The organism is Streptomyces sp. NPDC001292 (assembly GCF_042896465.1).
GTDB lineage: Bacteria > Actinomycetota > Actinomycetes > Streptomycetales > Streptomycetaceae > Streptomyces.
This window is the reverse complement of the sequence record NZ_JBIAXG010000039.1, coordinates 55,067-78,242: the sequence shown is the minus strand read 5'-3', so window position 1 is coordinate 78,242 and position 23,176 is coordinate 55,067. Positions and strand designations below refer to the sequence as shown.

17 protein-coding genes and 8 pseudogenes are annotated in these 23,176 nt (G+C 68.3%); 11 read left to right on the top strand and 14 right to left on the bottom strand.

Going from position 1 to position 23,176, the window contains the following annotated elements; translation table 11 throughout:
• A pseudogene (locus ACFY4A_RS32085) lies at nt 1-649 on the top strand (hypothetical protein); the annotation flags it as partial.
• Nucleotides 568-1,070, top strand: a pseudogene (locus tag ACFY4A_RS32080) (RNA-guided endonuclease InsQ/TnpB family protein); the annotation flags it as partial. The pseudogenes ACFY4A_RS32085 and ACFY4A_RS32080, both read left to right, overlap by 82 nt.
• Here ACFY4A_RS32080 and ACFY4A_RS32075 read toward each other — a convergent pair.
• Nucleotides 1,068-1,702: pseudogene (locus tag ACFY4A_RS32075) on the bottom strand (IS110 family transposase); the annotation flags it as partial. The pseudogenes ACFY4A_RS32080 and ACFY4A_RS32075 sit on opposite strands and share 3 nt — an antisense overlap.
• Before the next feature lie 259 nt (nt 1,703-1,961).
• On the opposite strand from ACFY4A_RS32075, the pseudogene ACFY4A_RS32070 reads away from it, so the two are divergent.
• Nucleotides 1,962-2,147, top strand: a pseudogene (locus ACFY4A_RS32070) (hypothetical protein); the annotation flags it as partial.
• A gap of 225 nt (nt 2,148-2,372) precedes the next feature.
• The gene (locus ACFY4A_RS32065) at nt 2,373-2,843 is read left to right on the top strand and encodes a GNAT family N-acetyltransferase (protein ID WP_390832828.1); all 471 of its coding nucleotides are present in this window, start codon (nt 2,373-2,375) and stop codon (nt 2,841-2,843) included.
• 678 nt (nt 2,844-3,521) lie between these two features.
• Here the strand turns inward: ACFY4A_RS32065 and ACFY4A_RS32060 are convergent.
• The 7 genes and pseudogenes from ACFY4A_RS32060 to ACFY4A_RS32030 form a co-directional block, all read right to left on the bottom strand.
• Nucleotides 3,522-3,884 carry an ArsR/SmtB family transcription factor gene (locus ACFY4A_RS32060; RefSeq protein WP_390832827.1) on the bottom strand — a complete coding sequence of 121 codons (363 nt, stop codon included), beginning with the start codon at nt 3,882-3,884 and terminating at the stop codon, nt 3,522-3,524.
• Nucleotides 3,871-4,272, bottom strand: coding sequence for a (2Fe-2S) ferredoxin domain-containing protein (locus ACFY4A_RS32055; RefSeq protein WP_390832826.1), 402 nt, complete (start codon nt 4,270-4,272; stop codon nt 3,871-3,873). Before ACFY4A_RS32055 ends, ACFY4A_RS32060 begins: the two co-directional genes overlap by 14 nt.
• The gene (locus ACFY4A_RS32050; RefSeq protein WP_390832825.1) at nt 4,269-5,330 is read right to left on the bottom strand and encodes a WD40 repeat domain-containing protein; all 1,062 of its coding nucleotides are present in this window, start codon (nt 5,328-5,330) and stop codon (nt 4,269-4,271) included. The genes ACFY4A_RS32055 and ACFY4A_RS32050 overlap by 4 nt, the downstream gene beginning before the upstream one ends.
• The gene (locus tag ACFY4A_RS32045) at nt 5,327-6,340 is read right to left on the bottom strand and encodes a CobW family GTP-binding protein (RefSeq protein WP_390832824.1); all 1,014 of its coding nucleotides are present in this window, start codon (nt 6,338-6,340) and stop codon (nt 5,327-5,329) included. The genes ACFY4A_RS32050 and ACFY4A_RS32045 overlap by 4 nt, the downstream gene beginning before the upstream one ends.
• A 9-nt stretch (nt 6,341-6,349) precedes the next feature.
• Nucleotides 6,350-6,559: a hypothetical protein gene (locus ACFY4A_RS32040; RefSeq protein WP_390832823.1), complete on the bottom strand. Its 210-nt coding sequence runs from the start codon at nt 6,557-6,559 to the stop codon at nt 6,350-6,352.
• Between the two features lie 8 nt (nt 6,560-6,567).
• Nucleotides 6,568-7,056, bottom strand: a complete 489-nt coding sequence (locus tag ACFY4A_RS32035; RefSeq protein ID WP_390832821.1) for a Fur family transcriptional regulator — start codon at nt 7,054-7,056, stop codon at nt 6,568-6,570.
• Nucleotides 7,057-7,246: 190 nt separating this feature from the next.
• A pseudogene (locus ACFY4A_RS32030) lies at nt 7,247-7,713 on the bottom strand (HAD-IC family P-type ATPase); the annotation flags it as partial.
• Nucleotides 7,714-8,035: 322 nt separating this feature from the next.
• Here ACFY4A_RS32030 and ACFY4A_RS32025 point away from each other — a divergent pair.
• Nucleotides 8,036-8,584 carry a lyase family protein gene (locus tag ACFY4A_RS32025; RefSeq protein ID WP_390832820.1) on the top strand — a complete coding sequence of 183 codons (549 nt, stop codon included), beginning with the start codon at nt 8,036-8,038 and terminating at the stop codon, nt 8,582-8,584.
• A 469-nt stretch (nt 8,585-9,053) separates the two neighbouring features.
• Here ACFY4A_RS32025 and ACFY4A_RS32020 read toward each other — a convergent pair.
• A pseudogene (locus ACFY4A_RS32020) lies at nt 9,054-10,057 on the bottom strand (anion permease).
• Nucleotides 10,058-11,444: 1,387 nt separating this feature from the next.
• Between ACFY4A_RS32020 and ACFY4A_RS32015 the strand changes: the two are divergent.
• Together ACFY4A_RS32015 and ACFY4A_RS32010 are read left to right on the top strand one after the other, a co-directional pair.
• A complete protein-coding gene (locus tag ACFY4A_RS32015; RefSeq protein ID WP_390832819.1) occupies nt 11,445-12,407 on the top strand; it encodes an alpha/beta hydrolase in 963 nt (320 codons plus the stop codon).
• A 99-nt stretch (nt 12,408-12,506) separates the two neighbouring features.
• The gene (locus ACFY4A_RS32010; RefSeq protein WP_390832818.1) at nt 12,507-12,923 is read left to right on the top strand and encodes an ester cyclase; all 417 of its coding nucleotides are present in this window, start codon (nt 12,507-12,509) and stop codon (nt 12,921-12,923) included.
• A 245-nt stretch (nt 12,924-13,168) separates the two neighbouring features.
• Here the strand turns inward: ACFY4A_RS32010 and ACFY4A_RS32005 are convergent.
• The 4 genes and pseudogenes from ACFY4A_RS32005 to ACFY4A_RS31990 all read right to left on the bottom strand — a co-directional run.
• Nucleotides 13,169-14,577: pseudogene (locus ACFY4A_RS32005) on the bottom strand (ISAzo13 family transposase); the annotation flags it as partial.
• Nucleotides 14,578-15,220: 643 nt separating this feature from the next.
• On the bottom strand, nt 15,221-16,084 hold the full coding sequence (locus ACFY4A_RS32000) for an SDR family oxidoreductase (RefSeq protein WP_390832817.1): 864 nt from the start codon (nt 16,082-16,084) through the stop codon (nt 15,221-15,223).
• 697 nt (nt 16,085-16,781) lie between these two features.
• Nucleotides 16,782-17,204 (bottom strand): FUSC family protein, encoded by a 423-nt coding sequence (locus tag ACFY4A_RS31995; RefSeq protein ID WP_383063659.1) that lies wholly within the window; start codon nt 17,202-17,204, stop codon nt 16,782-16,784.
• 298 nt (nt 17,205-17,502) lie between these two features.
• The gene (locus tag ACFY4A_RS31990) at nt 17,503-18,360 is read right to left on the bottom strand and encodes an alpha/beta fold hydrolase (protein WP_390832816.1); all 858 of its coding nucleotides are present in this window, start codon (nt 18,358-18,360) and stop codon (nt 17,503-17,505) included.
• A gap of 541 nt (nt 18,361-18,901) precedes the next feature.
• Between ACFY4A_RS31990 and ACFY4A_RS31985 the strand changes: the two genes are divergently transcribed.
• A complete protein-coding gene (locus ACFY4A_RS31985; protein WP_390832815.1) occupies nt 18,902-20,146 on the top strand; it encodes an IS110 family transposase in 1,245 nt (414 codons plus the stop codon).
• Nucleotides 20,147-20,235: 89 nt separating this feature from the next.
• Here ACFY4A_RS31985 and ACFY4A_RS31980 read toward each other — a convergent pair.
• A pseudogene (locus ACFY4A_RS31980) lies at nt 20,236-20,361 on the bottom strand (IS5/IS1182 family transposase); the annotation flags it as partial.
• On the opposite strand from ACFY4A_RS31980, the gene ACFY4A_RS31975 reads away from it, so the two are divergent.
• The 3 genes from ACFY4A_RS31975 to ACFY4A_RS31965 all read left to right on the top strand — a co-directional run bounded on the left by ACFY4A_RS31975 (nt 20,346) and on the right by ACFY4A_RS31965 (nt 23,057).
• Complete coding sequence (locus ACFY4A_RS31975; RefSeq protein WP_390832814.1) at nt 20,346-20,684, top strand: hypothetical protein; 339 nt, start codon at nt 20,346-20,348, stop codon at nt 20,682-20,684. The pseudogene ACFY4A_RS31980 and the gene ACFY4A_RS31975 sit on opposite strands and share 16 nt — an antisense overlap.
• 621 nt (nt 20,685-21,305) lie before the next feature.
• A complete protein-coding gene (locus tag ACFY4A_RS31970) occupies nt 21,306-22,256 on the top strand; it encodes an ATP-binding cassette domain-containing protein (protein WP_390832813.1) in 951 nt (316 codons plus the stop codon).
• Between the two features lie 12 nt (nt 22,257-22,268).
• Nucleotides 22,269-23,057, top strand: a complete 789-nt coding sequence (locus ACFY4A_RS31965) for an ABC transporter permease (RefSeq protein WP_384438376.1) — start codon at nt 22,269-22,271, stop codon at nt 23,055-23,057.
• The last annotated feature ends 119 nt before the right edge of the window (nt 23,058-23,176 follow it).

The window sequence follows — 23,176 nt, the reverse complement described above, 5'->3', positions numbered from 1 at the left end:
CGGCCTCATCGGCAACGTCGACATGGCCGCCCTGCGCCGCCGCACCGGCGACACCGTCCACGTGACCGCCCGCCCCGCGCTGCTGCAGACGCTGGCCGCCGCGCTCGCCGACGGGGTCGTGCGCTACGGCTCCGCGGTGACCGACGTCCGCGAGCTCACCGGCCACGACGTGGTCATCGCCGCCGACGGCCTGCGCAGCCGGGCCCGCACGGTGCTCTTCGGCGACGCGCACCGCCCCCGCTACTCCGGCGTCACCGCCTGGCACGGCACCGCCGACCTCGACACCGACGGGATGACCGAGACCTGGGGACGGCGCGCCCGCTTCGGCGTCATCCCGCGCGCAGGCGGCCGCACGAACTGGTTCGCCTGTGCCCCGGCATCCGAGCGCGTGCCCGCGCCGGGCGGCGATCTGGCAGCCCTGCAGGCGTGGTTCGGCGACTGGCACCCCGGGGTGCGCCGGGTCCTGGACCACCTGACGCAGACCGGCGGCACGGGCGTGCAGCGCAACGACCTCTACGACCTCGCCACGCCCCTGCCGAGCTACGTCAGCGGCCGCATCGCCCTCAAACCACATCGGACGCGCACGACCTCCCGCACGCCGAACACGGCAAGCGGGCCGCGCAGCGTCTCGCCCGGTATCAGCGGATGATGGCCCGCCGCCGGCCCGCGAAGGGGCAGGCCGCGTCCAAGGGCTACAGGAAGGCGCAGTGGCGGGCCGCGCAGGTCTCCAAGAAGGTTGCACGGCAGCGGCAGGACACCGCCCGCAAGCGGGCCAAGCGCGTCGTCCGCGACCACGACGCCATCGCCGTCGAGGACTTGCGGCCGAAGTTCCTCGCCAAGACCACCATGGCCCGCAAGGCGGCCGACGCCACCACGGGCGCCACCAAGATGGCCTGATCGAGATGGGGCGCAAGCACGGGCGGGACGTCCGCCTCGTACACACCGCGCATACCACTATGGATTGCGCATCGTGCGGAGCGAGAACCAAGCACGCACTTCCACTTTCGGAACGTACCTACACCTGCACCGCGTGCGGAGTCGTGTCCCCCAGGGATAAGAACTCCGCCCGCCAGGGACCTTGCGTTGCGGACCTTGCGGTTGGCCAGCCACTTCGTCAGCCGGGAGACTCCGGCGCGGCGGATCGCGGCCGGGGTCTGGTAGCCCGTCAGCAGTCTCAGCGGGCCGGTGTTGGTCACGTCCAGAGCCCGCTCCAGGGCGGGGAACAGGCTCAACAGGGTGCCGCGCAGGCGGTTCACCGCGCGGGTGCGGTCCTCGACCAGGTCGGCCGGGCGTCCGGTCAGGAGCTTCAGCTCGACGGCGGCCTCGTCGCCGGGGCGGATGGGCCGCAGGTCGCGGCGCATCCGGGCCTGGTCTGCGATCACGTAGGCGTCGCGGGCGTCGGTCTTGCCCTCGCCGCGGTAGCCGTCGGAGGCCCGGTTCACCAGCCGGCCGGGCATGTAGAGGACCTCCTGGCCGTGGCTGACCAACAGGCCAGCAACAGCGCGGGCTCCCCGCCGGTCATGTCGATCGCCCAGGTGACCTGGCGCCCGTCGGCCAGGTCAAGGACATCGCCGATCAGCTTCAGCAGCTCGGGCTCGTCGTTGGCAACCCGCCGCGACAGCAGTGTCCTGCCGTCCCCGTCCAGGGCGCGGCCGTGATGGTGGCCCTTGCCGTTGTCGATCCCCACCCATATCCGCCTCATCGTGCTCCTGACGTTCGTGTTCGTGCTGTTCGTGCCACGGACGACCTCGCTGGCATTGCTCTACACAGCGACTTGTTCGCACTTCCTAATCGGCGGCCGAGTCGTCGTGAGGCGCCGGGCGGCCAAGCCTCCAGAGCCATGGAACGGCAGCAGCCTGATAGCCACACCCAGCACCTCTGGGCGACCCTACGAATGGCTCGATCAACCCGAACAAGAAGGTAGAGCAGCCTGAGCCACGAATCCCCTCCCCTGGGAGGGGAGGATGTCAAACTGCCAGCTCCACGACCCCGAGGCCCGGTTCCTGGACGCGTACGGCATCACACCGACCGGTGCGACTCTCGTCCGCCCGGACGGCTTCATCACCTGGCGCTCCACTGAACGCCCGGACCGCCCGGAGCACGAACTGGGACAGGCTCTCACCCGCCTCCTCGCACAGGAGCGTTAGGGTCTGTCAGAGGGGGCCTCGTGACGACACCCCCAAACATGCGGGTCAGCGGTGCGCTCCCGACCCAGGGCCCTTGGCCGCACGGCCGGTGTCCACGGCCGTCAACGACGTCCGTGACGACGGCCCCCAGCTCCTCGAAGAAGTCACCCCGCAGCCGTTGCGAACGAACCAGGGGAAGCCGATCCGAAAGGATTGAACCGGAGTCCGGTCGGCAATGCTGGCAGAGTGAGCGGAGTGATCTCTTACGCATGGCGCGACCCCATCACGGACGACGAGATGGTCGACCTTGTCCGTTCGCACGACGGCCATGCCGTTGCCGGCTGGTGGAGCAAGATCCAGCCGCACAGTCTTGGCTGGGTGACCGCCCGTGACGGTGACGGACTCCTTCTCGGATTTGTGAACGTGGCTTGGGACGGCGGAGACCACGCCTTCTTGATCGACACAAAGACTCGGGGCTCGCACCAACACCGCGGTATCGGTACGGCGGTCGTCCGCCTGGCGGCGACTCGTGCGCGTGCGGCGGGCTGCGAGTGGCTGCACGTCGACTTCACGCCCGAGCTGGGATCCTTCTATTTCGACGCCTGCGGCTTCCGTCCAACCGACGCAGGGCTGATCCATCTGCCTTCCACGAGTAACCTTGGCGCTGATTCTCTCGACGTCATCCGAGCGACAGCGCCCATCAAGGGCAGATCTTGAGGCACACCGGAGGCTCGTTCGGGGCCTTGTCTTCCACGGCGGCCCGCGCGCGGATGTCCGTGTACGGGACCATCCTCTTGTTCAGCACGAACTCGACGGACGTCCAGCCGTTGTTACAGGTAGGATTCCGCCCTTTCCGACTCCACGGGTTCTGTCCCTCCTCGATACCCATGCCTCTGCCTTGACGTCGCAGGCAGACCCTGGAAACGGCGGGAACCAATTCCACGACTGGACGGAGACCCGCACTTTCTCGACGTACAACCCGCAGCCAAAAACGTTGATGCAGGCGTAGTTGGACTGCCCCGAGCCAGCGGTCTTCACGCAGTTGACCCCGTATGCCGCTGCTGGTGAGGCCTGCAAACCGAGGACTGCTGCAAAGGCAGCGGTCATCACCACGGCTGCACGGCCACCCGGCCGCTTCATAGCGGCGAGGGGGAAGCGCCGGCTCCTTGTGGTCTTGTCATCTGACGGTGCGGACGGCGACGTGGCCGCAGCCCTCGCCGTGGGTGTGGGTGTGGTCGTCGTGGGTGCGGTGTTCGGCGGCGGTGGTCATGCGCTGCTCCTGGGGTGCCGTTGGGTGGCCTGTGTGTGCTGCTGTCGCAGACCGTGCATCGTCGGCTCAATGTAGGGCAATCCAGGCATATGTGAGGGGAGTGTCGCGGCGGCTGGGCCACACTGTCAGTCGAGGTCGCGTACCCCGAGACGCAGGTGCTCGATGTGGTGGACGGCCTGGTCGAGGAGCTGAGCGACATGGTCGTCGTAGAGGCTGTAGACGACACGTCGGCCGTCGCGTCGGCCGGCGACCAGGCCAAGGGCGCGCAGCAGGCGCAGCTGGTGGGAGACGGCGGACTGCTCCATGCCGACGACAGAGGCGAGTTCGCCGACCGGGTACGGGCGCTGCCGCAGGGTGGTGAGGATCAGCAGACGCGACGGTGTGGCCAGGGCCTGGAGCGTCGTGGCGATCGAGGCGGCGGTGGCCTCGTCGAGTCGGGTGGCCGCGAGTACGTCGCGGCCACCGGCGTCGATGTCATCGGCGTGCACGGGTGCGGGCCTCGCGCGGTGGACGGATGAGCTGGAGCGCCAGGGTGGCTGGCGGTTCGGCGATGCCGGGTCCGCCCTCAGCGGCCCAGCGCAGCAGCTCGTCGGTGCAGTCGTCGTCCATCGCGAAGCCGACCCAGACTGCACGGCCCCCGGCCCGGCGCCCGGAGGCGGACGGCTGTACGACGATGACGTTCGCCTGGTCGCAGGGGCCGAGGCAGTCCGCCGTACGGACATGGAAGCCGTGTTCTGCCGCGCCGGCGCGCAGCCGGTCCAGCTGCCAGGCGTGGTCGGTGCCGGGGTGCTTGCGCGGGTTGCCGCAGCAGCAGCCCCGGCACACGACGAGGGTGCAGGGCCGGGGAGCGGCCGCCCGGATCACGGACCGGTTCACAACGCGGTCCGGGACGGTACGCCGTACGTCCGGATCCGGCCGTCCCGCCGGGCGACGACCAGCAGGTGGGGGCCTGCCCAGGCCAGCGCGGCGACCGCCGCGCCGGTGCCGTCGAGTTCGCGCACCGGACGCAGGCACGCCTGCGGCCGTCCGGCCGTGGCGTACCACAGGGCTACGGTCCCGTCGGCGCCGCCGCTGGCGAGATGCCCGGCGGCCCCCGGCCGCCAGGCGAGCGCGGTGACCGTCTCGTGGCAGCGCAGCGAGCGCGGTGCCGTGCCCTCCGGTCCCTTGCCGGAGAAGTCCCACACCGTGACGTCGGGTGCGCCGTCGGCGGCAAGCCAGAAGCCGGTGTCGTCGAAGGCGAGGCGGGAGACCTTCTCCGGGTAGCCGGACATGGTCAGCCCGCCGCCGTCCCGCGCTCTCCAGATGTGGATGGAGGCGTCCTGGTTGCCGCTGCAGATCCACTTCCCGGTGGGTGCGATGGCGAGCGCGAGGTGCGAACCGACGTAGGGATAGGTGGCGACCGGCTTCTCGGTGTGCCGCTCGTGGCAGCGCACGGCCCCGTACGCCGCCACGGCCAGGCGTCGGCCCCGGCGCATCCAGGCGAGGTCGGTGACGGTGGAGGCGGCGGGCTCCGTGCGCCACAACTCGTCTCCCTCCGCGTCGAGTACGAGCACGCGACGGCCGGCGGCAACGGCGACCCTCCCCCCACCTCGGCTTCGCTCGTCCGGGGGAACCCCCATGCCGTCGGCCCAGGCGGCGGCGGCTGACCAGGCGCCGGACTCCCGGACGGTCGTACGCCCGTCGGAGCGGCGCCACAGTGCGTACCCCATGGGGCCGGTCGCCACCACGTGCCCGGCATCCGGGGAGAGCGCGACGCCGAGTGCGCCTCCGGAAAGGTCGAACGACCCGATCTCGGCACCCATCGCCGCGTCAAGGACCTTCACGGTCCCCGCGGCCCCCGCGACGGCGACCAGATCGCCGCGTGCGCTGAGCGCGACGGGTGCGTCGTGGACGCTTATGTCCCAGGCGAGCGGGGACTCCGCAGTCGTACTCACGCGGCCACTCCCGTCGTGGCCAGGCAGTCGGCAAAGCCGCGTTCGAGGGCCTCGCGGTCGAGGTCTCGGCCGATGAACACCAGCTTGTTCGTGCGGGCTTCGCCCTCCCGCCAGTCGCGTCCGAAAGTACCGTCCAACAGCATGTGCACGCCCTGGAAGACGTACTGCTTGGGCGCTCCGGCGACGGCGAGAATGCCCTTCGAGCGGAAGATGTCGACGCCCTTGGTGCGCAGCAGATTGCCGAGCCAGGCGTTGAGCCGGTCCTCGTCGAGCTCGCCGTCCAGTTCGATGCCGACCGAGGTGACGGTGGTGTCGTGCTGGTGCTCGGTCTCGGTGAGGAAGGACGGGTCGTCGGCGAGCACCCGCTCCAGGTCGAACGCGCCCACGTCGAGGACCTGGTGGAGGTCGATCTCCGCGTGCCGGGCGCGCAGGATCTGCACCGGGGCGTTGATCGACCGCACGCGGGCCTCGACCTCGGCGATCGTCTCCTCGTCGGCCAAGTCGGTCTTGTTGAGCACGACCCGGTCGGCGAAAGCGATCTGCTCGACGGCCTCGTTCTCCACGCCCTCGGGCTTCACCTCGTCCAGGTGTTGGAGCACGTGCGCGGCGTCCACGAGCGTGACGATGGCGTCCAGACGCAGCTGGGAGGCGATCTCGTCGTCCATGAAGAAGGTCTGGGCGACGGGCGCGGGGTCGGCGAGACCCGTGGTCTCGATGAGGATGTGGTCGAACCTCTCCCGTCGGCGCATGAGCGCGCTCAGGATACGGATGAGATCGCCGCGCACGGTGCAGCAGATGCAACCGTTGTTCATCTCGAAGATCTCCTCCTCGGCGTCGAGGACGAGCGCGTCGTCGATGCCGACCTCACCGAACTCGTTCTCGATAACGGCGATCCGCAGGCCGTGGTTCTCGGTGAGGATGCTGTTGAGCAGGGTGGTCTTGCCCGAGCCGAGGAAGCCGGTCAGGACGGTGACGGGAACCCGCTGACTGCGAGGTTCGGGGGTGGTCAAGTCAGTCTCCTAGTTGTGCTGTTCAGGAGCGAGCAGGGCGGCCCGCAGGTGGTCTTCGGTGATCTGGTCGGCGGGGTCGTGCAGGGTCCGACAGCGGGCCTCGCCCTCTATCGGCAGCACGGCGACGACCGTCTCCAGTGGCGGGCAGCCCGGTTCGGTGCAGGCGAGCTCGCGGACCATGACGGCGGTGTCGTCGTCGAGTCCGAGCAGGGCGCGCACGGTCTCCTTCAGCTCGCGCAGCTGCGGATTCGGCCCCGCGGGTCCTCGGCGCGATCCCAGTGGCATGGCGGTTCTTCTCCTCGGTCCCCGGACGGTCGGCATCCATCTATGCGGGGCAGACAGTCGGTGCAGACGCCGGTGAGTTCGACGGTGTGCTTCACCGCGGCGAAGCCGGTGTCGGCAGCGATCCGGCCCGCCCACTCCTCGACGACATCGGAGTCCACCGGCCGGCTGCGGCCGCAGTCGCGGCACATCAGGTAGTGGCGGTGCCCGTCGGCGGGGCGCAGCCGGTAGAGCCTTCCGCCTGCCGCGTCGCGGACGACGTCCACGGCGCCGTCCGCCTCCAGCTCACGTAGGGCGCGGTAGACGGTGGTCAGGCCGATCGCGTGGTCGCCAGCCACCAGAAGGGCGTACAACTCCTGGGCCGACACGAAGTCCTGGCAACCCGCGAGTGTGCGCGTGACCGCCTTGCGCTGCCGTGTCATCCGGCCGCCCATGGCACATCACCCCCTATGGCTTGTGCGGTGTCGGCGCTCTTCACGGTAGATGAAAATGAAATCCATGTCCATATGAATGTCGATCATGTGTTGCGGGTTGTGTCTCCCGCCTCAGCAGCGCCGTCGAAGCCGTCGGACGTCAACGGCCCGCCGCACCAGCGCGGGTGCGACCGGCCGTGGGCGCAACGGGTCAGCGGCGGCCCTCCTCGCAGGCCCGGGTCCAGGCGGCCTCGCGCAGCAGCCGCAGGCGGTTGAGGCCGACGATGCCGAGGACACCGAGGGGCAGTGGCAGGGGGGCCGCCAGGTCCCAGACGACCAGTCCGGAGATGAAGACGCCGGCGAGGACCAGGTTCTGGACCACCAGGCGGCAGGCCCGGCGGGAGAGGGCCACCACAGTGAGAATGGTGGCGAGTTCGTCGCGGACGATGACCGCGTCGGCGGTCGCCAGGGCCAGGTCGGAGCTGGCCCGGCCCATGGCGATGCCGGTGTGCGCGGCGGCCAGGGCGGGGCGTCGTTGACGCCGTCGCCGACAGCGAGCGCCCGGCGTCCGGCCCGCTCCTGTTCCCGGATCACGGCGACCTTGTCCTGGGGCAGCAGCCCGGCGTGTACGTCGGTGATGCCGACCTCGGCGGCCAGGCGGGTGGCGGCGCGCGGGTTCATCGCCGCGGTCAAGGAGATCCACGAGCACCTGCTGCCCAGGGTGCAGGCCTTGCGGCACCCCCCGGCAGCAGTCCCGCGCGTACCAGGGCCGCGACTCCGCCCCAGGCCGGGCCGCCACGCGCCGCCGCGCCGCCTACCGCCCGCATCTCCCGCTGATCCGCGGTGTAGGCCGGGACGGTCTCCGACTCCGGGGTGGCCGATTCGGGCTCGGGTGTTGTGGTGAGCGAGGTGCGGGCTTCGGCGGCCTGGCGCTCGGTGTCGGTCGTCGGGGCGGGGCCGGCGCGCATGCACCCACCTGGAGGATGCCGTCCCGCTCACCGTGGGGCAGGAATGGTCCGGCTACGCCCACCGGCTGCAACAAGGCATCGACCGGGTCACCAGGTCCGCCGAGGGCCTGTACGAGCTCGCCATGGGCGGCACCGCGGTCGGGACCGGGCTCAACGCCCCGCCCGGATTCGGCGAGCAGGTCGCAGCCGAGATCGCCACGGCGACCGGCTACCCGTTCACCACCGCGCAGAACAAGTTCGCCGCCCAGGGCGGCCTGGACGCCATGGTCGGCGCTTCCGCCGGGCTGAGGGCGCTGGCCGTGCCGTTGATGAAGATCGCCAACGACATCCGCTGGCTGGCCTCAGGACCCCGCTGCGGCCTCGACGAACTCGTCCTCCCGGCAAACGAGCCCGGCTCCTCGATCATGCCGGGCAAGGTGAACCCAACCCAGTGCGAGGCGATGGTCATGGTCTGCATCCAGGCGCTGTCCGAGGACACCGCCATCGCCTTCGCCGGCACGCGGGGCAACTTCGAGCTCAACGCCGCACAGGGTCAGCAGCCGCAGCAGCGCCCGGTCGGCTTCGGCGGGAGGCCGGGCTGACAGCACCCGTACCGTGGTTTCTGCGGCGCGGCGTGCCGGGCCGTGCAGGCGCAGCCACGCCGGCACCCTCCCCTCCCGCCGGCAGGCCTTGAGCCGTGCGCGGGCCATGTCGCGCCGGCGGTGTGCGCGCCGCTCGGCCCGGCTGCCGGGAGGCGCGGCGGCACTGACCGCATCCCAGCAGTGGAAGACGACCCGGTCGCGCACTCCCGCATCCGGCGCGCCGCGTACCAGCAGGGGTGCGAGGTGGATCAGCCGGCTGCGGCCGGTATTGCTCACGGCGTCGTTGACCATCCGGGCAAGGGCCGCCAGGAGGTCATCGGTGCACGCCGGGCGGTCGGTGAAGCCGGTACCGGCCAGGAGCGAGACGTACTCCATGAGGCACATCCCGTCCGCCGGGCTCAGATGCGTGTACCGCTGGAGCACGACGGGGTGTGCGCCGAAGTCGTTCATCGCACGCACCTCTTTACGGTCAGGTTCCCAGGACCAGGTGGATGACGCGTAGGTGGCGGCCGCGGCCAGGCCGGCGCCGGGCATGGTCAGCAGCCAGGCGGTGGCGATGTTGCGGGCCATGCTCCAGCGCACGGCCGACAGCCGCCGGGTGGCGCCGGCTCCGAGGATCGCGGAGGTGATGGTGTGCGTGGTCGAGATCGGCGCCTGCCAGATGAACGCCGTCGCATACAGCACGCTCGCGGCGGCCGACTCGGCGGCGAAACCGCGCGGCGGGTCAAGGTGCACGATCCGCCGTCCCAGCGTGCGGATGATGCGCCAGCCGCCCATGTACGTTCCCGCGGCCATCGAGGCGGCGACCGCCCCGATGACCCACCACGGCACGTCGAACGTGGCCTGCTGCCCGGCGGTGACCAGCGCGAGAACGATCACGCCCATCGTCTTCTGCGCGTCCTGCAGGCCGTGCCCCAGGCCCATCCCCGCCGCCCAGACGGACTGCGCCATACGGAAACCGTGCGTAGCCTGCGCCGGCCGGGCGCGCCGGAAGATCCACAGAATCAACGTGTGCACCAGGTAGCCGAGCACGGCCCCGAGCAGGGGCGAGAAGACCATCGGCAGGACGACCTTGTCCACCACCCCGCTCCAGTGCACGCCGCTGGCCGCGGCGAGCGCGGCGCCGACCAGCCCGCCGATCAGGGCGTGGGAGGAGGAGGTGGGCAGCCCCAGCCGCCAGGTGATCAGGTTCCAGCAGATGGCCCCGATCAGGGCGGCGAACACCACGCTCAGACCGTGGGAGCTGGTCGGCGTGGCGATGATGCCCGCGCCGACCGTCTTGGCCACCCCCGTGCCCAGCGCCGCACCGGCGAAGTTCATGCACGCCGCGAGCGCCAGCGCGGCACTCGGGGTCAGCGCGCGGGTGGAGACCGACGTCGCGATCGCGTTCGCGGCATCGTGGAAGCCGTTGGTGAAGTCGAACGCCAAGGCGATGACCACCACGGCCACCAGAGCGGCCAGATTCGCGTTCATCGAGCCCGACTCCGTCCACTGAAAGCCCCGCTGCCATCACATAATGGACATTTGTCCATGCATGGGGGAAGCGGTGCGGCCCGGGGCAGCGCATGCGCGGGGCGGCTCGCCGGCCGGCAGATGCTCGTTCACCCACGCCGGGGACGCGACCTGCACCCCATCTCAGGGGGAACCGAGCGGCGGCGTGCGGGACGGGTCGAGGTGCCGACCTCGTTGACGCCGACCGGGTGCACTGGGTGCTGTTGGCGCTCAGGGCCCGCAACTCGTATCCGTCGAGCCTCGCAAGAGCCGGCACATGGGCGATGGCCGCCCCACCCGCCGCTCGCGCTCAGACCCACGACACCGACGCGAGCCGGCTCCCGATGGGGGGAAGTCGACATCATGTGCACCCCGCGGGCTCCGAATCACCTGCTGTATCGGTCAGTCCCCACCCGGTACTCCCCATGCCTCCGGCGCAACGGCCAACAGCCTTGTAGGACACGGCCTCAGGAGTCGCTCGATGAGAAAACTTCAACGTGTCGGGAGGACTGTCCGGTTTCCGCTCGACTCGACGGGCCCGGGCAGGGCCCCGCCCGGGGGCAGTTTCCGGCGTACTTCGACGAGCATCGGCCCGATCGGAGGGGCCGGCGGAACACCACCACATATACGCCGTCCCCGCTCGACTCACGCGCCGGGCAACCCTGATCAGGCAGCAGCACCTCGACAGCCGTTTGGGAGTCACCCGGGCGCTGACTCCGCATCGAATTCCTGGTCCAGCCGCCGAAGGGCACCGCGGCGGGTGACCAGCACAGGTGGAAGGCGAGTTCGCCGATGGCCCGGTTGCGGTGGATGAACAGGCGGCGGTGACCGCCGAGCCGGTCTGGACCCAGGTTCAGTCGCAGTATCGCGGGCCCTTCGCGCCCGGGCCGGCGCTCTGCGAGGATATCCGCGCGGATCGGAGTGCGGCGACCATTGATCCGTGCCCGTATGGAGCAGGCAACGGCAAGGACGTAGCCGATGCCGCGCGTCTCCAGGGCAGCCCTCGGTCCGGGTCCTGGCCGTTAGGAACAATCGGTCTGCTGGGCTTGATCGCCACGATCAGTTGCGCCGGCCCGGTCTGCTCTCGCCTCGACGGGTGGCCAGTAGTTCGCGCACCAACGCTGACGCCGCGCAGTCGAGTACGAAGCCGAAGGCCGAGGTCCTGGCGTCGGCCCGGCGCTCCGAAGTCGATGGGCGCGCGATGGGCGATTACGATGGGTGCATCAGCCCATGGGGCTTGAATGAGGGCCTTGAACCTCGAACAAGGACTCACTCCCAGGGCCCGAGCGTTTGGTGGCGTCGGCGCTTGCCGGCCGGCGCCCTACGCCGCTTCAGTATGCGCTTCTCAGCATCGCCAAGGAGCATTGCCATGGCTGCTCAGTCCGCCTCGATCGTCCTGGAGCGCCCGGCGCAGGAACTCGCCGACGCGACCTCGCAGCACCCCTTCCTGTACGAGATGGAACCCGCCCAAGCACGCAGGGTCCTCGACGACCTGCAGGCCGCGCCGGTCGACAAGCTGCCGGTCGACGAGGAGTGGATCACCGTACCGGCCACTGTGGGCGACGTGCGGGTACGCATCGTCAAGCCGCAGGGCGTCACCGGAACACTGCCCGTCGTGGTGTACATGCACGGCGGCGGCTGGGTGCTGGGCAACGCCGGCACCCACGACCGGCTGGTGCGGGAGCTGGCGGTCGGTGCCCGTACCGCCGTGGCCTTCGTGGAGTACACGCCCTCGCCGGAGGCGCGCTACCCCGTGGCTATCGAACAGGGCTACGCGACCGCGCAGTGGATCACGCGTGAGGGAGCGTCGAAGGGGCTGGACGCCCGGCGCATGGCGGTGGCCGGCGAGTCGGTCGGCGGGAACATGACCGCGGCGCTCGCTCTGATGGCCAAGGAGCGCGGTGACGTCACCTTCGTTCACCAGTCGATGTACTACCCGGTCACGGACGCGGCGATGGACACCGACTCCTACGACCAGTTCGCCAGCGGTTACTACCTCAGCCGAAGGCTGATGGAGTGGTTCTGGGACGCCTACACCACCGACCCGGAACAGCGCGCGGAGATCACCGCGTCCCCGAACCGGGCCAGCCCCGAGCAGCTCGCCGGCCTGCCGCCCGCCCTGCTGGTCGTCGACGAGGCCGACGTGCTGCGCGACGAGGGCGAGGCGTACGCCGCCAAGCTCCGCGCCGCCGGCGTCCCGGTCACTACGGTGCGCTACGACGGCACGGTGCACGACTTCATGATGCTCAACTCGCTCAGCCAGTCCAAGGCCACCCGAGCGGCCATCGACCAAGCCGTCGCATTCCTGCGCGACGCCCTCGGAACGGCTTAGGAGAGCGGGCCGGTGACCAGCGAGGGCCCTCGGGCAGCCGGAGCTGGTGCTTCTTGCCGACGGACAGGCCAGTGGCTGGCACGCGCCCGAGGAGTGCCTATGTCTCAGCAGACAAACATCGCCGCACAGACTGCTTTCGGAGAGGCCGTCGTCACCGGCAACCTCGACGCCCTCGACGAGATCGTCGCACCCGACTCGATCGACCATGACCCCGCCCCAGGACAGGTGCCGGGACCCGAAGGGTACAAGGCCATGTTCGGCGAGTTGCGAGCAGCCTTTCCTGACTTGCACGGCGAGGTGGCGCATCTGGTGGCTACCGACGACGAGTTGGCCTTCGCCTACACCATCACCGGGACGCATCTGGGACCACTGATGGGGCAACCGGCGACCGGCAAGAAGGTGAGCTACCGAGGCATGCAGATCAGCCGCTTCGACAGCGACGGCAAGCTTGTCGAACGCTGGGGAAGCAGCAACGAACTCGGCATGCTGCGTCAACTCGGCCTCGCCGAGGTGTGACCCCGCGAGCGGGCGTTCCCGACGACACCGAGAACGACCAGCCCGCAGGCGGTCGGCCCCTTCCGCACCCGCTCGGCGAACCGACAAAGACTTTCGATCTTCTACTCGAGGTACCTTGGCCCCGCGCCAGTTCCGCGGGCACACGAACACCTCAAGGCCTTCTCTGCGCGTCTGCCGTCTACGTCAATGCCTCCTTCAGCAGGCGCTCCGCAAGGACCCCTACCGAAGCGGGATTTTGTCCCGTGTCGGCGGCGGAGAGTCGTCGGCCGCCGGCGCCCGGGCCGCCGTCGGGGCGCTTCCCGGGAAGCAGGACCGGGGGGTGCTGGGCGCAATAGTCGCGATAGCGGGCGACGAGGTCGTCGAAGGCCCAGGGCTCCAGTCCGGTGAGGCTGGGGTGTCGCAGCCAGGCGGGGAGTTTGTCGCCGGCGGGGAAGCGGCCGAACTCGGCGGGCCGTGCCGGGGGCGGCGGTGCGAGGGGCTCGGGCCGCAGCGTGTAGTTCCAGGTGCCGTGCCAGTCGTGCGGGGTGAGAGGGAGGCGGTCCATGACGTCGTCGGGGACGGTGACGCCGGTGGGGTAGGTGCCGGGGTCGAGTTCGGCGTGGACGGCGAGTCCGGTGCGGGTGCGGGTCGCGCCGATGGTGCTGACCACGACTTCATGGCTGGTCAGGGGCCTGCCGCGCCAGTTGATGCTGATCTGGGAGAACAGCCGGTGCTCTATCTTGTTCCATTTTGAAGTACCCGGCGGGAAGTGACACACGGTCAGCTCCAGGCCGCTCTCGTGGGCGAAAGCGGCGAGTTCGCTCTTCCAGGCGCGGACCCGGTAGCCGTTGGATCCGCCGGCGTCGGCAGTGATCAGCAGGCGGGCGGCACGCGGGTAGCGCTGCCGTCCCTCCCCGTCCCACCAGCGTCGCAGGGTGGCCACGGCGAAGGCGGCGGTGTCGCCGTCGCAGCCCACCGACACCCATCCGGTGTCCGCGCCGATGTCGTAGATCCCGTACGGCACTGCCTTCTTGGCGCCCTTCTCGGGAAAGTCGTGGGCGCGTACGCGGATCGGCTGCCCGACCCGGTGCCACTCGCACCCGGCGACCGCGTACTCGCCCAGGGTCTCCTTCTTCTTGGTGTCCACGCTGATGACCGGCTGCCCGTCCGCGAGATACGTCTTGACCTGGTCGTTGATGTAGTGGAACTGGGCGTCCCGGTCCGGGTGGCGGGCACCCTCGGTGGTGCGCGAAGTGCCCTGCAGGGAGAATCCTTCGGCCTTCAGCAGCGCGGCCACCGTGTCGTGGCCGACCCGATGCCCCTGGCGGGACAGCTCCGCGGCCAGGACACGGGTCGACTTCACCGTCCACCGCAGCGGCGACTCAGGATCTCCCCGCTGGTCCGGCTCGACCAGCGCCAGCAGGGCCGGGACCAGTTCCGGATCGACGTCCCGCAGCTGCTTGCGGCCCGCGCCCGCCGCCCGAACACGGTCATCGGGCTCTCCGCACTGTTCCAGCTCACGCAGCCCGCGCGACACCGTCGACTCCGCCACTCCCGCAGCACCAGCCACCCGGCGAATCCCGCCGTGCCCTCGCACACGGGCAGCGGCCCCCAGCACCAGCCGTCGCTGCCGCTCGTCCAGATGCGGCAGCAACAGCCCGAACGCCTCCGCCAACCCCGCCTCGATCCCCTCCGACACACCCGAATCCTACGGGCCAACAGGCCTCAAAAACCCAGGAGTTATTTATCGACAGCTCCCTGGGACAGCTCTCGCTCAGGGCTCCGGCCCCTCTGCTCTCATGCAGATGGCAGTGACACCAGAAGTCACTGACATTGATCTTGCCTGGCGCCGCGAAACGACTCCCCAAGTCACCTCGAAATGACTCCCCGTGAAAGTGACACAGCCAGGCGGTCGACACCACTGGCATGCACGCCGGCCGTCGCGGTGCGCGGCGCGCCGAGCGCATGGAGGCGCGACGATGAGCGAAGCGAACCGGACGCCGTCGTCCGGGCAGGGAAGGCCCGTAGTCGCGGTGCTCGGCACGGGCACCATGAGCGAGGCCCCCGACACCACCCGGGTCACGTCCGAGATGGCCCGTCGCTGGCCAGTCTGCGAGGCCATCTTCATCAGCCGGTACGCAGCGGCCTGCACGGGACCGCGTAGACGGCTGAGGGCCCCGAGCCCCTGATGGGATGCTGTTTGATTCAGCTCGCCTGATGTTGTCCACCATGAGTCATGCAGATCAAGGCTGCTGCCCTCCCCAGGTCAAATTGCGGGGCGACGCAGCACGTCAGTGGGCTCCCAATCGGGGAAGCGGTCAGCCGGCGACGGGAGTCTCAGGCTGCATCTCGTAGGAGTGCTGGATGGCCTGATGACGGGTCCCGAGGCCATCCGTGACCTTGCGCTCCCAGGGAACCTGCTGGAGACGCTTGGTCTCTTCGAGCATCGACGTGGGCTCCAGATTGCGGAAACTGTCGACCTCTCCGGCAGCGACGGACGTCAACGTCGCATAGACGGCCTCAGGATCGAACTGAGCTCGGGGGAAGGCGAGCTTGGAGTAGTCAAAAAGCCGCTCAGACGGGTCGTCCTCCCAGCTCTCCCAGGTCTGGAACATCCGGTCGTTGAAGCCAGTCAGGAATGGCCCCGGGTTGACCGTGGCGACTTCGATGTTGTGCTCCTGCAGCTCGTAGGCCATGGTTTCGGCGATCGCCTCGACCGCGTGCTTGGAGGCGGAGTAGATGCCGGTGAAGGGGTTGACGTTCAGGCCCTCTCGGGATGAGACCCAAACGATTCTTCCGGCGCCGCGCTTGACCATCTGCTTGGCGATCCCCTGAGTGAGGAGCAGCGGTCCGGTGACGTTGACCTCGAACTGGTGCCGGATGTTCGGTGCGGGAATGTCAACCGTTGAGCCGCCTTCGCCGACTCCTGCGTTGTTCACGAGGATCTCCACACCCCAGTTGAGAGCTTTGCGACGATCACCGTCGTTAGTCACATCGAGCTTTTCGACTTGAAGCTTTACCCCTCGCTCGGCCGCCTGCCGCTTCAGCGTCTGGACCTGGGCGTAGATCTCCACCGCGGCGATCACGGCGAAACCCTTTTCCGCCAGACGCATGGCGGCTTCATACCCGAAGCCGGTACCCGCTCCCGTGATGAGGACCTTCTTGAGTGCTGAATTCGCCATGTTGATGCGCTTCCCTTCGTGTTGCTGGTTCCAGCGGTCATCGCGGCCTTGGCCGCCGAGTGAGCTCGACGTAGAACAGACCGAGAAAAGCTGGCGCGCTGTCCGTCATGTGCGAGCACGCCTTAACTCGAAGATTCTGAGACCGCGACCGATCCTCTGCGCTGCGCGCCACCCGCCAAGGCAGTCTTCTCGATTGCCATCGAGGTGGGCGTAGCAAAAATAGCGAATGCCGCTGATCGTTGGTCTAGCAGCATCAGTCATGCCCTTGATTCCGGCCGTTTTCTGTGAAGTCCAGCATTTAGCCTGGATACTCACGGCGTCTCCTGCCCCAGATCCCAGAGTCAATCGGGGAGCTTCATTCTGCACCTCTGTTGCGTCCAATCGTGTAGTCCCCGACGGCACCGCTGCGGGCAGCGCGCTCCAAACGCACTCCACGGCCGAGCCTGAGGCCGTGTTTGCGATCCGCCGTGCCCTGCGGCTGTGGCAGTCGTTGAGTCTGGGGTGAGCGGCGCCGGCGGGTATCCGTCGGATCTGACCGATGAACAGTGGGCGCTGGCGGAGCCCGCTGCCTCCGCCCCGGCAGACCGGGCCGAAGGGCGGGCGGCGCGAGGAGCATCCGCGACGGAGTTGCGGGCCGGGAGCCCATCCGGGCTATTGATTCAGCGCTCGAAGGCCCACCTCGTGAAAGCGCGAGGGATCAGTCGGCCCGGCTTGTGGCTGATCGATCCGGTTGAGAGATGCGGCCCCTGCCTGTCCACTTGCCGATCTGACTCACGATGACCAGCGTGACAATTCCTGCGGTTACGCCGATGGAGGTGTCCGCCAAACGTAGCAGCGGTTGCTTCCAGGCCGCGTGCGCGTTCAGTCCTGCGACGACCATGACGACCGTGGTGGTGATGGCTGCGGTCACTTCGTCGCCCGGCCGTCCGACTAGCCCGGGCACCAGGACGCTCAAGGCCACGAGCAGAGCGAGGCCCCACGCATGGAAGGGCAAGAACGCGAGGTAAACCAGACAGAGTACGAAGCTGATGAGCGTCGCCGACATGCGGGCGATCGCCGCAGTTAAACTCTTACTTTTGCATTCCCGGACCACGAATATCGTAGAAATCGCAGCCCACATGCCGCCGAGTTGCCCATCCTCGTATGGCCGATGAGCGCTCGACCAAATTCCAGTGGCCGTCCAGTAGCTCAGCAGACTGGCCAGGCCGACCTCGATTGAATACGTTAGCAGCTTCCCGTTCCTCGCCTTTGGTGAACCCGCCCTCACCATTCCCCGACCACCGCTTCAGGATCCACTGAAGTAACCAGGTTCGTCATTTTCTTTAGCCTGTCTCGTCGATAATTAGGACACCGTCAGACTCACCGAGCCGCTGAGCTACATACTCCCGCGGGGTGTCCCGGATCTCGTCGGCGTTCGCCTACTGGTGACCGGAGTCGCGGGCCGCACTCACGATGAGATTCGTGACCGCCTGGGGATGGGAGATCAGGGACACATGCGAGGAGTTGATCTCCACCGTCTTGCGTGCATGTGCGCGCTTGGCCTCGTAACGCTCGAGGCTCGGGTCTATGGCCCGGTCCTGCTTGCCGAGGAGCACGTAGACCGGCTTGTCCCGCCAGGCCGCTTCGGTGAGCTTGTCGGTGAACGCCGATTGCGCAATCGGGCGCTGCGTCGATGCCATGACGGACGCCTGCTGCTGAGAGAGGTCCTGGGCGAAGGTCGCGTGGAGCTTGGCAGGCTGGACATAAACGTCGGTGCCCGTGGTGCCGTCGCCATTGCGGAACGGCACCTGCTTGAACGCCTGGATGATCGGAGCGGCCGGGAACTTGCTGGAGAGGCTGGCGAACGACTCCCCCTTGTCCGGCATGATCGCGTTGACGTACACCAATGCCTTGACGTTGTCGAGCCCAGCGGCCGCCTGCGAGATCACTTCGCCGCCGTAGGAGTGTCCGACGAGGACGATCGGCCCCTTGATGGTCTTCAGGAGACTGTTCAGGTACGTCGAGTCCTGAGGTATGCCGCGCAGCGTGTTGGGCGGGGCGATGACCTGATAGCCGTCCTGCTGCAGGCGCTGCACCACTGCGTTCCAGCTGGACCCGTCAGCGAATGCTCCGTGTACGAGCACGATGGTGGGCTTCTCCCTGCCGGGGTCACCGCTCGTCCCACCGGCCTGCGCCGTTACGGCTGCCAGGACGGCGGCGGTTCCTGAAACTGCCAGAAATGCTGCCCCCCAACGGACGATGTTCAAGTTGCCGCGCGACTTGCAAGATATTCGCATGCCACTCCTCCGGTGCGAGGGCGTCAGGCGACGCCCGGGATTCCAGAGTCGAGGACACCTGTCGGCTCGTCTCCGCACACGGGCCATCCGAGTGAACGCACCTCAGGGATCTGGAGTCCTCCGCCCTGCCGAGCGGGTGTCGTCGAGTTGCGGCTGCCGCGTGCGGTGATCTGGCTGTAGATCGTCCTGGAAGGAGTCGCTTTGGACACAGGAAGCCCTTTCCATCTTCACTCTGAGCTGGTCAGCAGTCCAGCGCACCTTCGGTGCGCGCCGGGGGCGTGGTAAATGCTGTGGCGCGCGCCGGAGGTGCTTCTGTCTGCCCTGTCGAGGGACGGGCCCCGTTCGGGATCATGAAGTGTTCGTTCCGGCCGAAACCGATGCCTCTGTGATGCTGTGCAGCTCGCTGGTCAGCATGGTGCTGAGGGCCGACCACGGGGACCGTGGAGCGTTGCTGTGAGCACGTGCGTCAGAATTCCTGATTCACCCTGGCCCTCCCGGGACGGCGTTCCTCCTGGCCCTTCATGGATGGAAGGAGCGGGCCGTGGACGTGCTGCACGAACGCTGCGCGGGGATGGACATCAGCAAGAAGGACGCCAAGGTGTGCATCCGTACGCCGAATGCCCGGCGCCGGGGGTCGTTCACGACCGAGACCACGACCTGGGGCGCCACGACCAACGCGGTCCTCGCCCTGCGGGATCATCTGCTTGCCGCGCAGGTGACCCTGGTGGTGATCGAGGCCACCTCGGACTACTGGAAGCCCTACTACTACGTGCTGGCCGAGGATCTGAACGTCATTTTGGTCAACGCGCGGCAGGTTAAGAACCTGCCCGGCCGCAAGACCGACGTCTCGGATGCCGTCTGGCTGGCTCAGCTCGGCGCCCACGGGCTGGTCCGCCCCTCCTTCGTCCCGCCACAACCGGTGCGTGAGCTGCGGGATCTGACTCGAGCCCGCACTGTCACCACTCGCGAACGCGGCCGCGTGGTCCAGCGCCTGGAGAAGCTACTGGAGGACACCGGGATCAAACTGTCCGCGGTTGCTTCCGACATCATGGGCGTCTCCGGCCGGGCCATGCTCGAAGCCCTCATCCGCGGAGAACGCGACCCGCAGATCCTCGCCGACCTGGCCAGACGCAAGCTCCGCAGCAAGATCCCCGAGCTCACCGAGGCGCTCACGGGACGCTTCCGCGAACACCACGCGTTCCTGGCCCGGCTGTATCTGGACCAGTACGACCAGCTCACCGCGATGATCGACCAGCTCACGGGGCGGATCGAGGAGGCGATGGCCCCCTTTCGTCCCGCACTGGACCTGCTCGACACCATCCCCGGAATCAACCCGGGAGTCGCCGACGTGATCATCGCGGAGACCGGTGGGGACATGGCCCGGTTCGCCTCGGCCAAGCACCTCGCCTCCTGGGCCGGGGTCTGCCCGGGCCACCATGAGTCCGCCGGCCGCACCAAGAGCACCAAGGTCCGGCCCGGCAACCCCTACCTCAAAGGCGCTCTCGGACTCGCGGCGTTCAGCGCGGCGAGAACCCAGGACTGCTATCTGCAGGCCCGCTACAAGCGGCTGGCCGCACGTCGCGGCCCGCTGAAAGCCCTGGTCGCCGTCGGACACTCAATCATCACCGCGGTCTGGCATATGCTCACCGATCACAAGCCGTACCACGAGCTCGGCGGTGCCTACTTCACCCAGCGCGACCCTGAACGCGCCACCCGTCGAGCGATCACCGCGTTGAACCAGCTCGGCTACACCGTCACGCTCAACCCCATGGGAACCCCAGCCTGACCGCCCCGACCCCGGATACCCGACGGCCTCCACGGCGACCGGGCACCCAGCCGTGCCCACACGCACCTTGACGTGCTCCTATTTACGCGTCAGATGCAGGGTGGGACGGCCTGGACGGGCCCGGTGATCCGGGTGGTCGAGCACCGCAGTTTGCGGAGGAGCCGCCAGGACTTGAGGGTGGCGACGGTCTCCTCGACGAGTGCCCGAATCTTCGCGGGCGGCCCAGGCCTGCGGGCACTTCCCCAACGAGCAGGCCGCCCTCAAACGCCTCTACCTCGCCACCATCGCCCTCGACCCCACCGGCCGCGGCCGCCAGCGCTGGAACAACCGCTGGAAGTCCGCTCTCAACGAGTTCGACGTCCTCTTCGACGGCCGACTCACCGCCGTGTCTTGGTCAACGAGGCCCGCGCCGAACTCGTCACCGCCGCTGACCCGACGAGTAGATCGGCTGGTGGCCACCGGTGACCGCCTATTCTGCGCTGCTGCCGGTGACGGTGTTCTTCTACTGGTCGTAGATCGGTGGCATCGCGGTGCCTGACGACTGGTTGCAGTTGGCGTCAGCCGGCCCCGATGCGGACTTGTACGGCGCCTGGGCCTTTACGACCTCCTGGGGAAGGCCCTGCTGACGAGGGCGTAGCACAGGACACTCCGTCAGTCGCCAGGCGATTCACTGCAGTTCACCACTTCAGGACCCCCAAGTAGTCGGTGTTGGTGGACATATGAGTGACCGTCAGGTATTAGGCAGGGTTCCGACAATTAACTTGGTGTTTCCTTGGTGGATAAATTCGATGTTCCGTCGGAACTGCAGATGTCGAGGCCTGGTTCCAATGGGCAGAATCTGCCACCCGGGTAGGGGAGCGGCATGGATGAAAGAGGGTAAAAAGGGATGATGCTCGGCGGTCGGCGCTCTGTGGTCCGCGGTTAAGTTACCAGCGGGTGTTGGTTCTTGCGTTCGAGTGATCGCTTGACAGGGTCATCTGGCTGTTGGTGTACTTTCGCTGCCGTCGGGAAGGAAATTACTTACTGGTAATTCGCGGCAGATGAACGGGGGTTCACGAACTTCTTTGCTGATCCGGCTGTGTGCCATCGGTCACAGCTTTGCGCGCTCATGAACTTATGCGGTGCAGAATGCAATGCCAAGTACGTGGGGTGTGAATTCATGGAAATCGCCATAGAGGCCGAAGGAATTCGAAAGAGATACGGAGACCACGAGGCGCTGCGAGGAGTGGATCTGTCCGTACCCACTGGAACGCTCCTCGGCATCCTCGGTCCCAACGGAGCCGGCAAGACGACCATGGTGCGGGTGCTGGCCACGCTGCTGAAAGCCGATGAGGGCCGCGCCCGCGTCGCCGGATACGACGTCCGCACCCAGCCGCGCGAAGTGCGCCGCCGCATCGGCCTCAGCGGCCAGTACGCGGCACTCGACGAACGACTCACAGGTCGGGAGAACCTCCAGCTCATCGGGGTGCTCTTCCGCCTGGGCCGCCGTATCGCGAAGAACCGTGCCGATGCCCTGATCGACCGGCTCGACCTGGGCCACGTCGCCGAGCGGCAGGTCAAGAGCTACTCCGGCGGTACCCGACGGCGGCTCGACCTGGCTGCCAGCCTCATCGCCGACCCCAAGGTGCTCTTCCTCGACGAGCCGACCACCGGCCTCGATCCGACCAGCAGACTCAACCTGTGGGACATGATCCGCGAGCAGCTCGCCAGCGGTGTCACGGTCCTGATGACCACCCAGTACCTCGAGGAAGCCGACCAACTCGCCAACCGGATCGCCGTGATCGACGGCGGCCGGGTGATAGCCGACGGCACTTCCGACGAGCTCAAGGCCAAGGTCGGCGGCGAACGGCTCGAGGTGACCGTCCAGGACGACGCCGCGCTTCCCGCCACCGTCACGGCCCTGCGGGACGTCACCGCCGCCGAGCCGGCCGTCGAACAGAACGGACGCGTGGTCTCCGTAGCGCTGCGGGACCAGCTGAAAACGGTCGCCGAGGTCGCGTCCGCCCTGGACGCCGCTCAGGTGCGCCCCGCCGGATTCGCCGTACGGCGGCCCTCGCTCGACGATGTGTTCCTCGCCCTCACCGGCGGTACCACCAGCAAGGAAGGATAGGACGAGGGCGCCATGGAACTCGTCAGCGATGTGTCCGCACTGTTCGGCCGGCACATGAAACATCTGGCCCGTATCCCGGAGAAGCTGCTCAGCGTGACGCTGATGCCCGTCGCGTACGTGGCCGTCTTCGGCGTCCTGTTCGGCAGCGCGATCTCCGTGCCGGGCAGCGACTACCGCTCGTATCTGATGGCCGGCATCTTCACCCAGATGATGCTCACCAACGTGGGCAACACCGCGCTCGGCGTCGCCGCAGACATCGGCAACGGTGTGGTCGACCGCTTCCGCTCCCTGCCCATGTCCCGGTCGGCCGTACTGATCGGACGCACCCTGTCCGATCTGACGCTCGCGGTCATCGCCTGCGTCGCGATGGCCGTCGTCGGCTACCTCATCGGCTGGCGGGTGCACAACGGCCTGCCGAAGGCCATCGCCGGATTCGGGATCCTGCTGCTGCTCGGCTACGCCATGTCCTGGCTCGGCGCGCTCATCGGCCTGCTGGCGCGCAGCGCCGAGGCGGTCAACTCCATCGCGTTCGTGCTGGTCATGCCGCTTACCTTCCTCTCGAACGCGTTCATTCCGCTGAACGGCCTGCCGGGCTGGCTGCGCTCGCTGTGCGAGTGGAACCCCGTGAGCGCCGTGGTGGCCGCCTGCCGTGAGCTGTTCGGCAACACCTCGACCGGCACCGGCAAGAGCGCGCTGCCCGTCCAGTACCCCATCCCGCTCTCCCTCGTGCTCATCGCAGTGTTGCTCGCAGTGGTCGTCCCCGCAGCCGTCGGCGCCTACCGCAAGGCCGCCGCCCGCTGAGCCGCCCCGGGCTTTCGCGGGCCCGCCAGCCGAGTCCCCCTGATGTCCCGCGCCGGAATTACGCCACCGCTGTTTCCCGGCGCACACGTGGGTAATTCCAGGTGCTCCCCGCCTGGGAA

Bases quoted from the DNA above. Each gene is read 5' to 3' on its own strand.
- ACFY4A_RS32035 (WP_390832821.1), bottom strand. From the start codon at position 7,056: ATGGGCGGCCGGATGACACGGCAGCGCAAGGCGGTCACGCGCACACTC.
- ACFY4A_RS32015 (WP_390832819.1), top strand. From the start codon at position 11,445: ATGGCTGCTCAGTCCGCCTCGATCGTCCTGGAGCGCCCGGCGCAGGAA.
- ACFY4A_RS32010 (WP_390832818.1), top strand. From the start codon at position 12,507: ATGTCTCAGCAGACAAACATCGCCGCACAGACTGCTTTCGGAGAGGCC.
- ACFY4A_RS32000 (WP_390832817.1), bottom strand. From the start codon at position 16,084: ATGGCGAATTCAGCACTCAAGAAGGTCCTCATCACGGGAGCGGGTACC.
- ACFY4A_RS31995 (WP_383063659.1), bottom strand. From the start codon at position 17,204: ATGTGGGCTGCGATTTCTACGATATTCGTGGTCCGGGAATGCAAAAGT.
- ACFY4A_RS31990 (WP_390832816.1), bottom strand. From the start codon at position 18,360: ATGCGAATATCTTGCAAGTCGCGCGGCAACTTGAACATCGTCCGTTGG.
- ACFY4A_RS31970 (WP_390832813.1), top strand. From the start codon at position 21,306: ATGGAAATCGCCATAGAGGCCGAAGGAATTCGAAAGAGATACGGAGAC.
- ACFY4A_RS31965 (WP_384438376.1), top strand. From the start codon at position 22,269: ATGGAACTCGTCAGCGATGTGTCCGCACTGTTCGGCCGGCACATGAAA.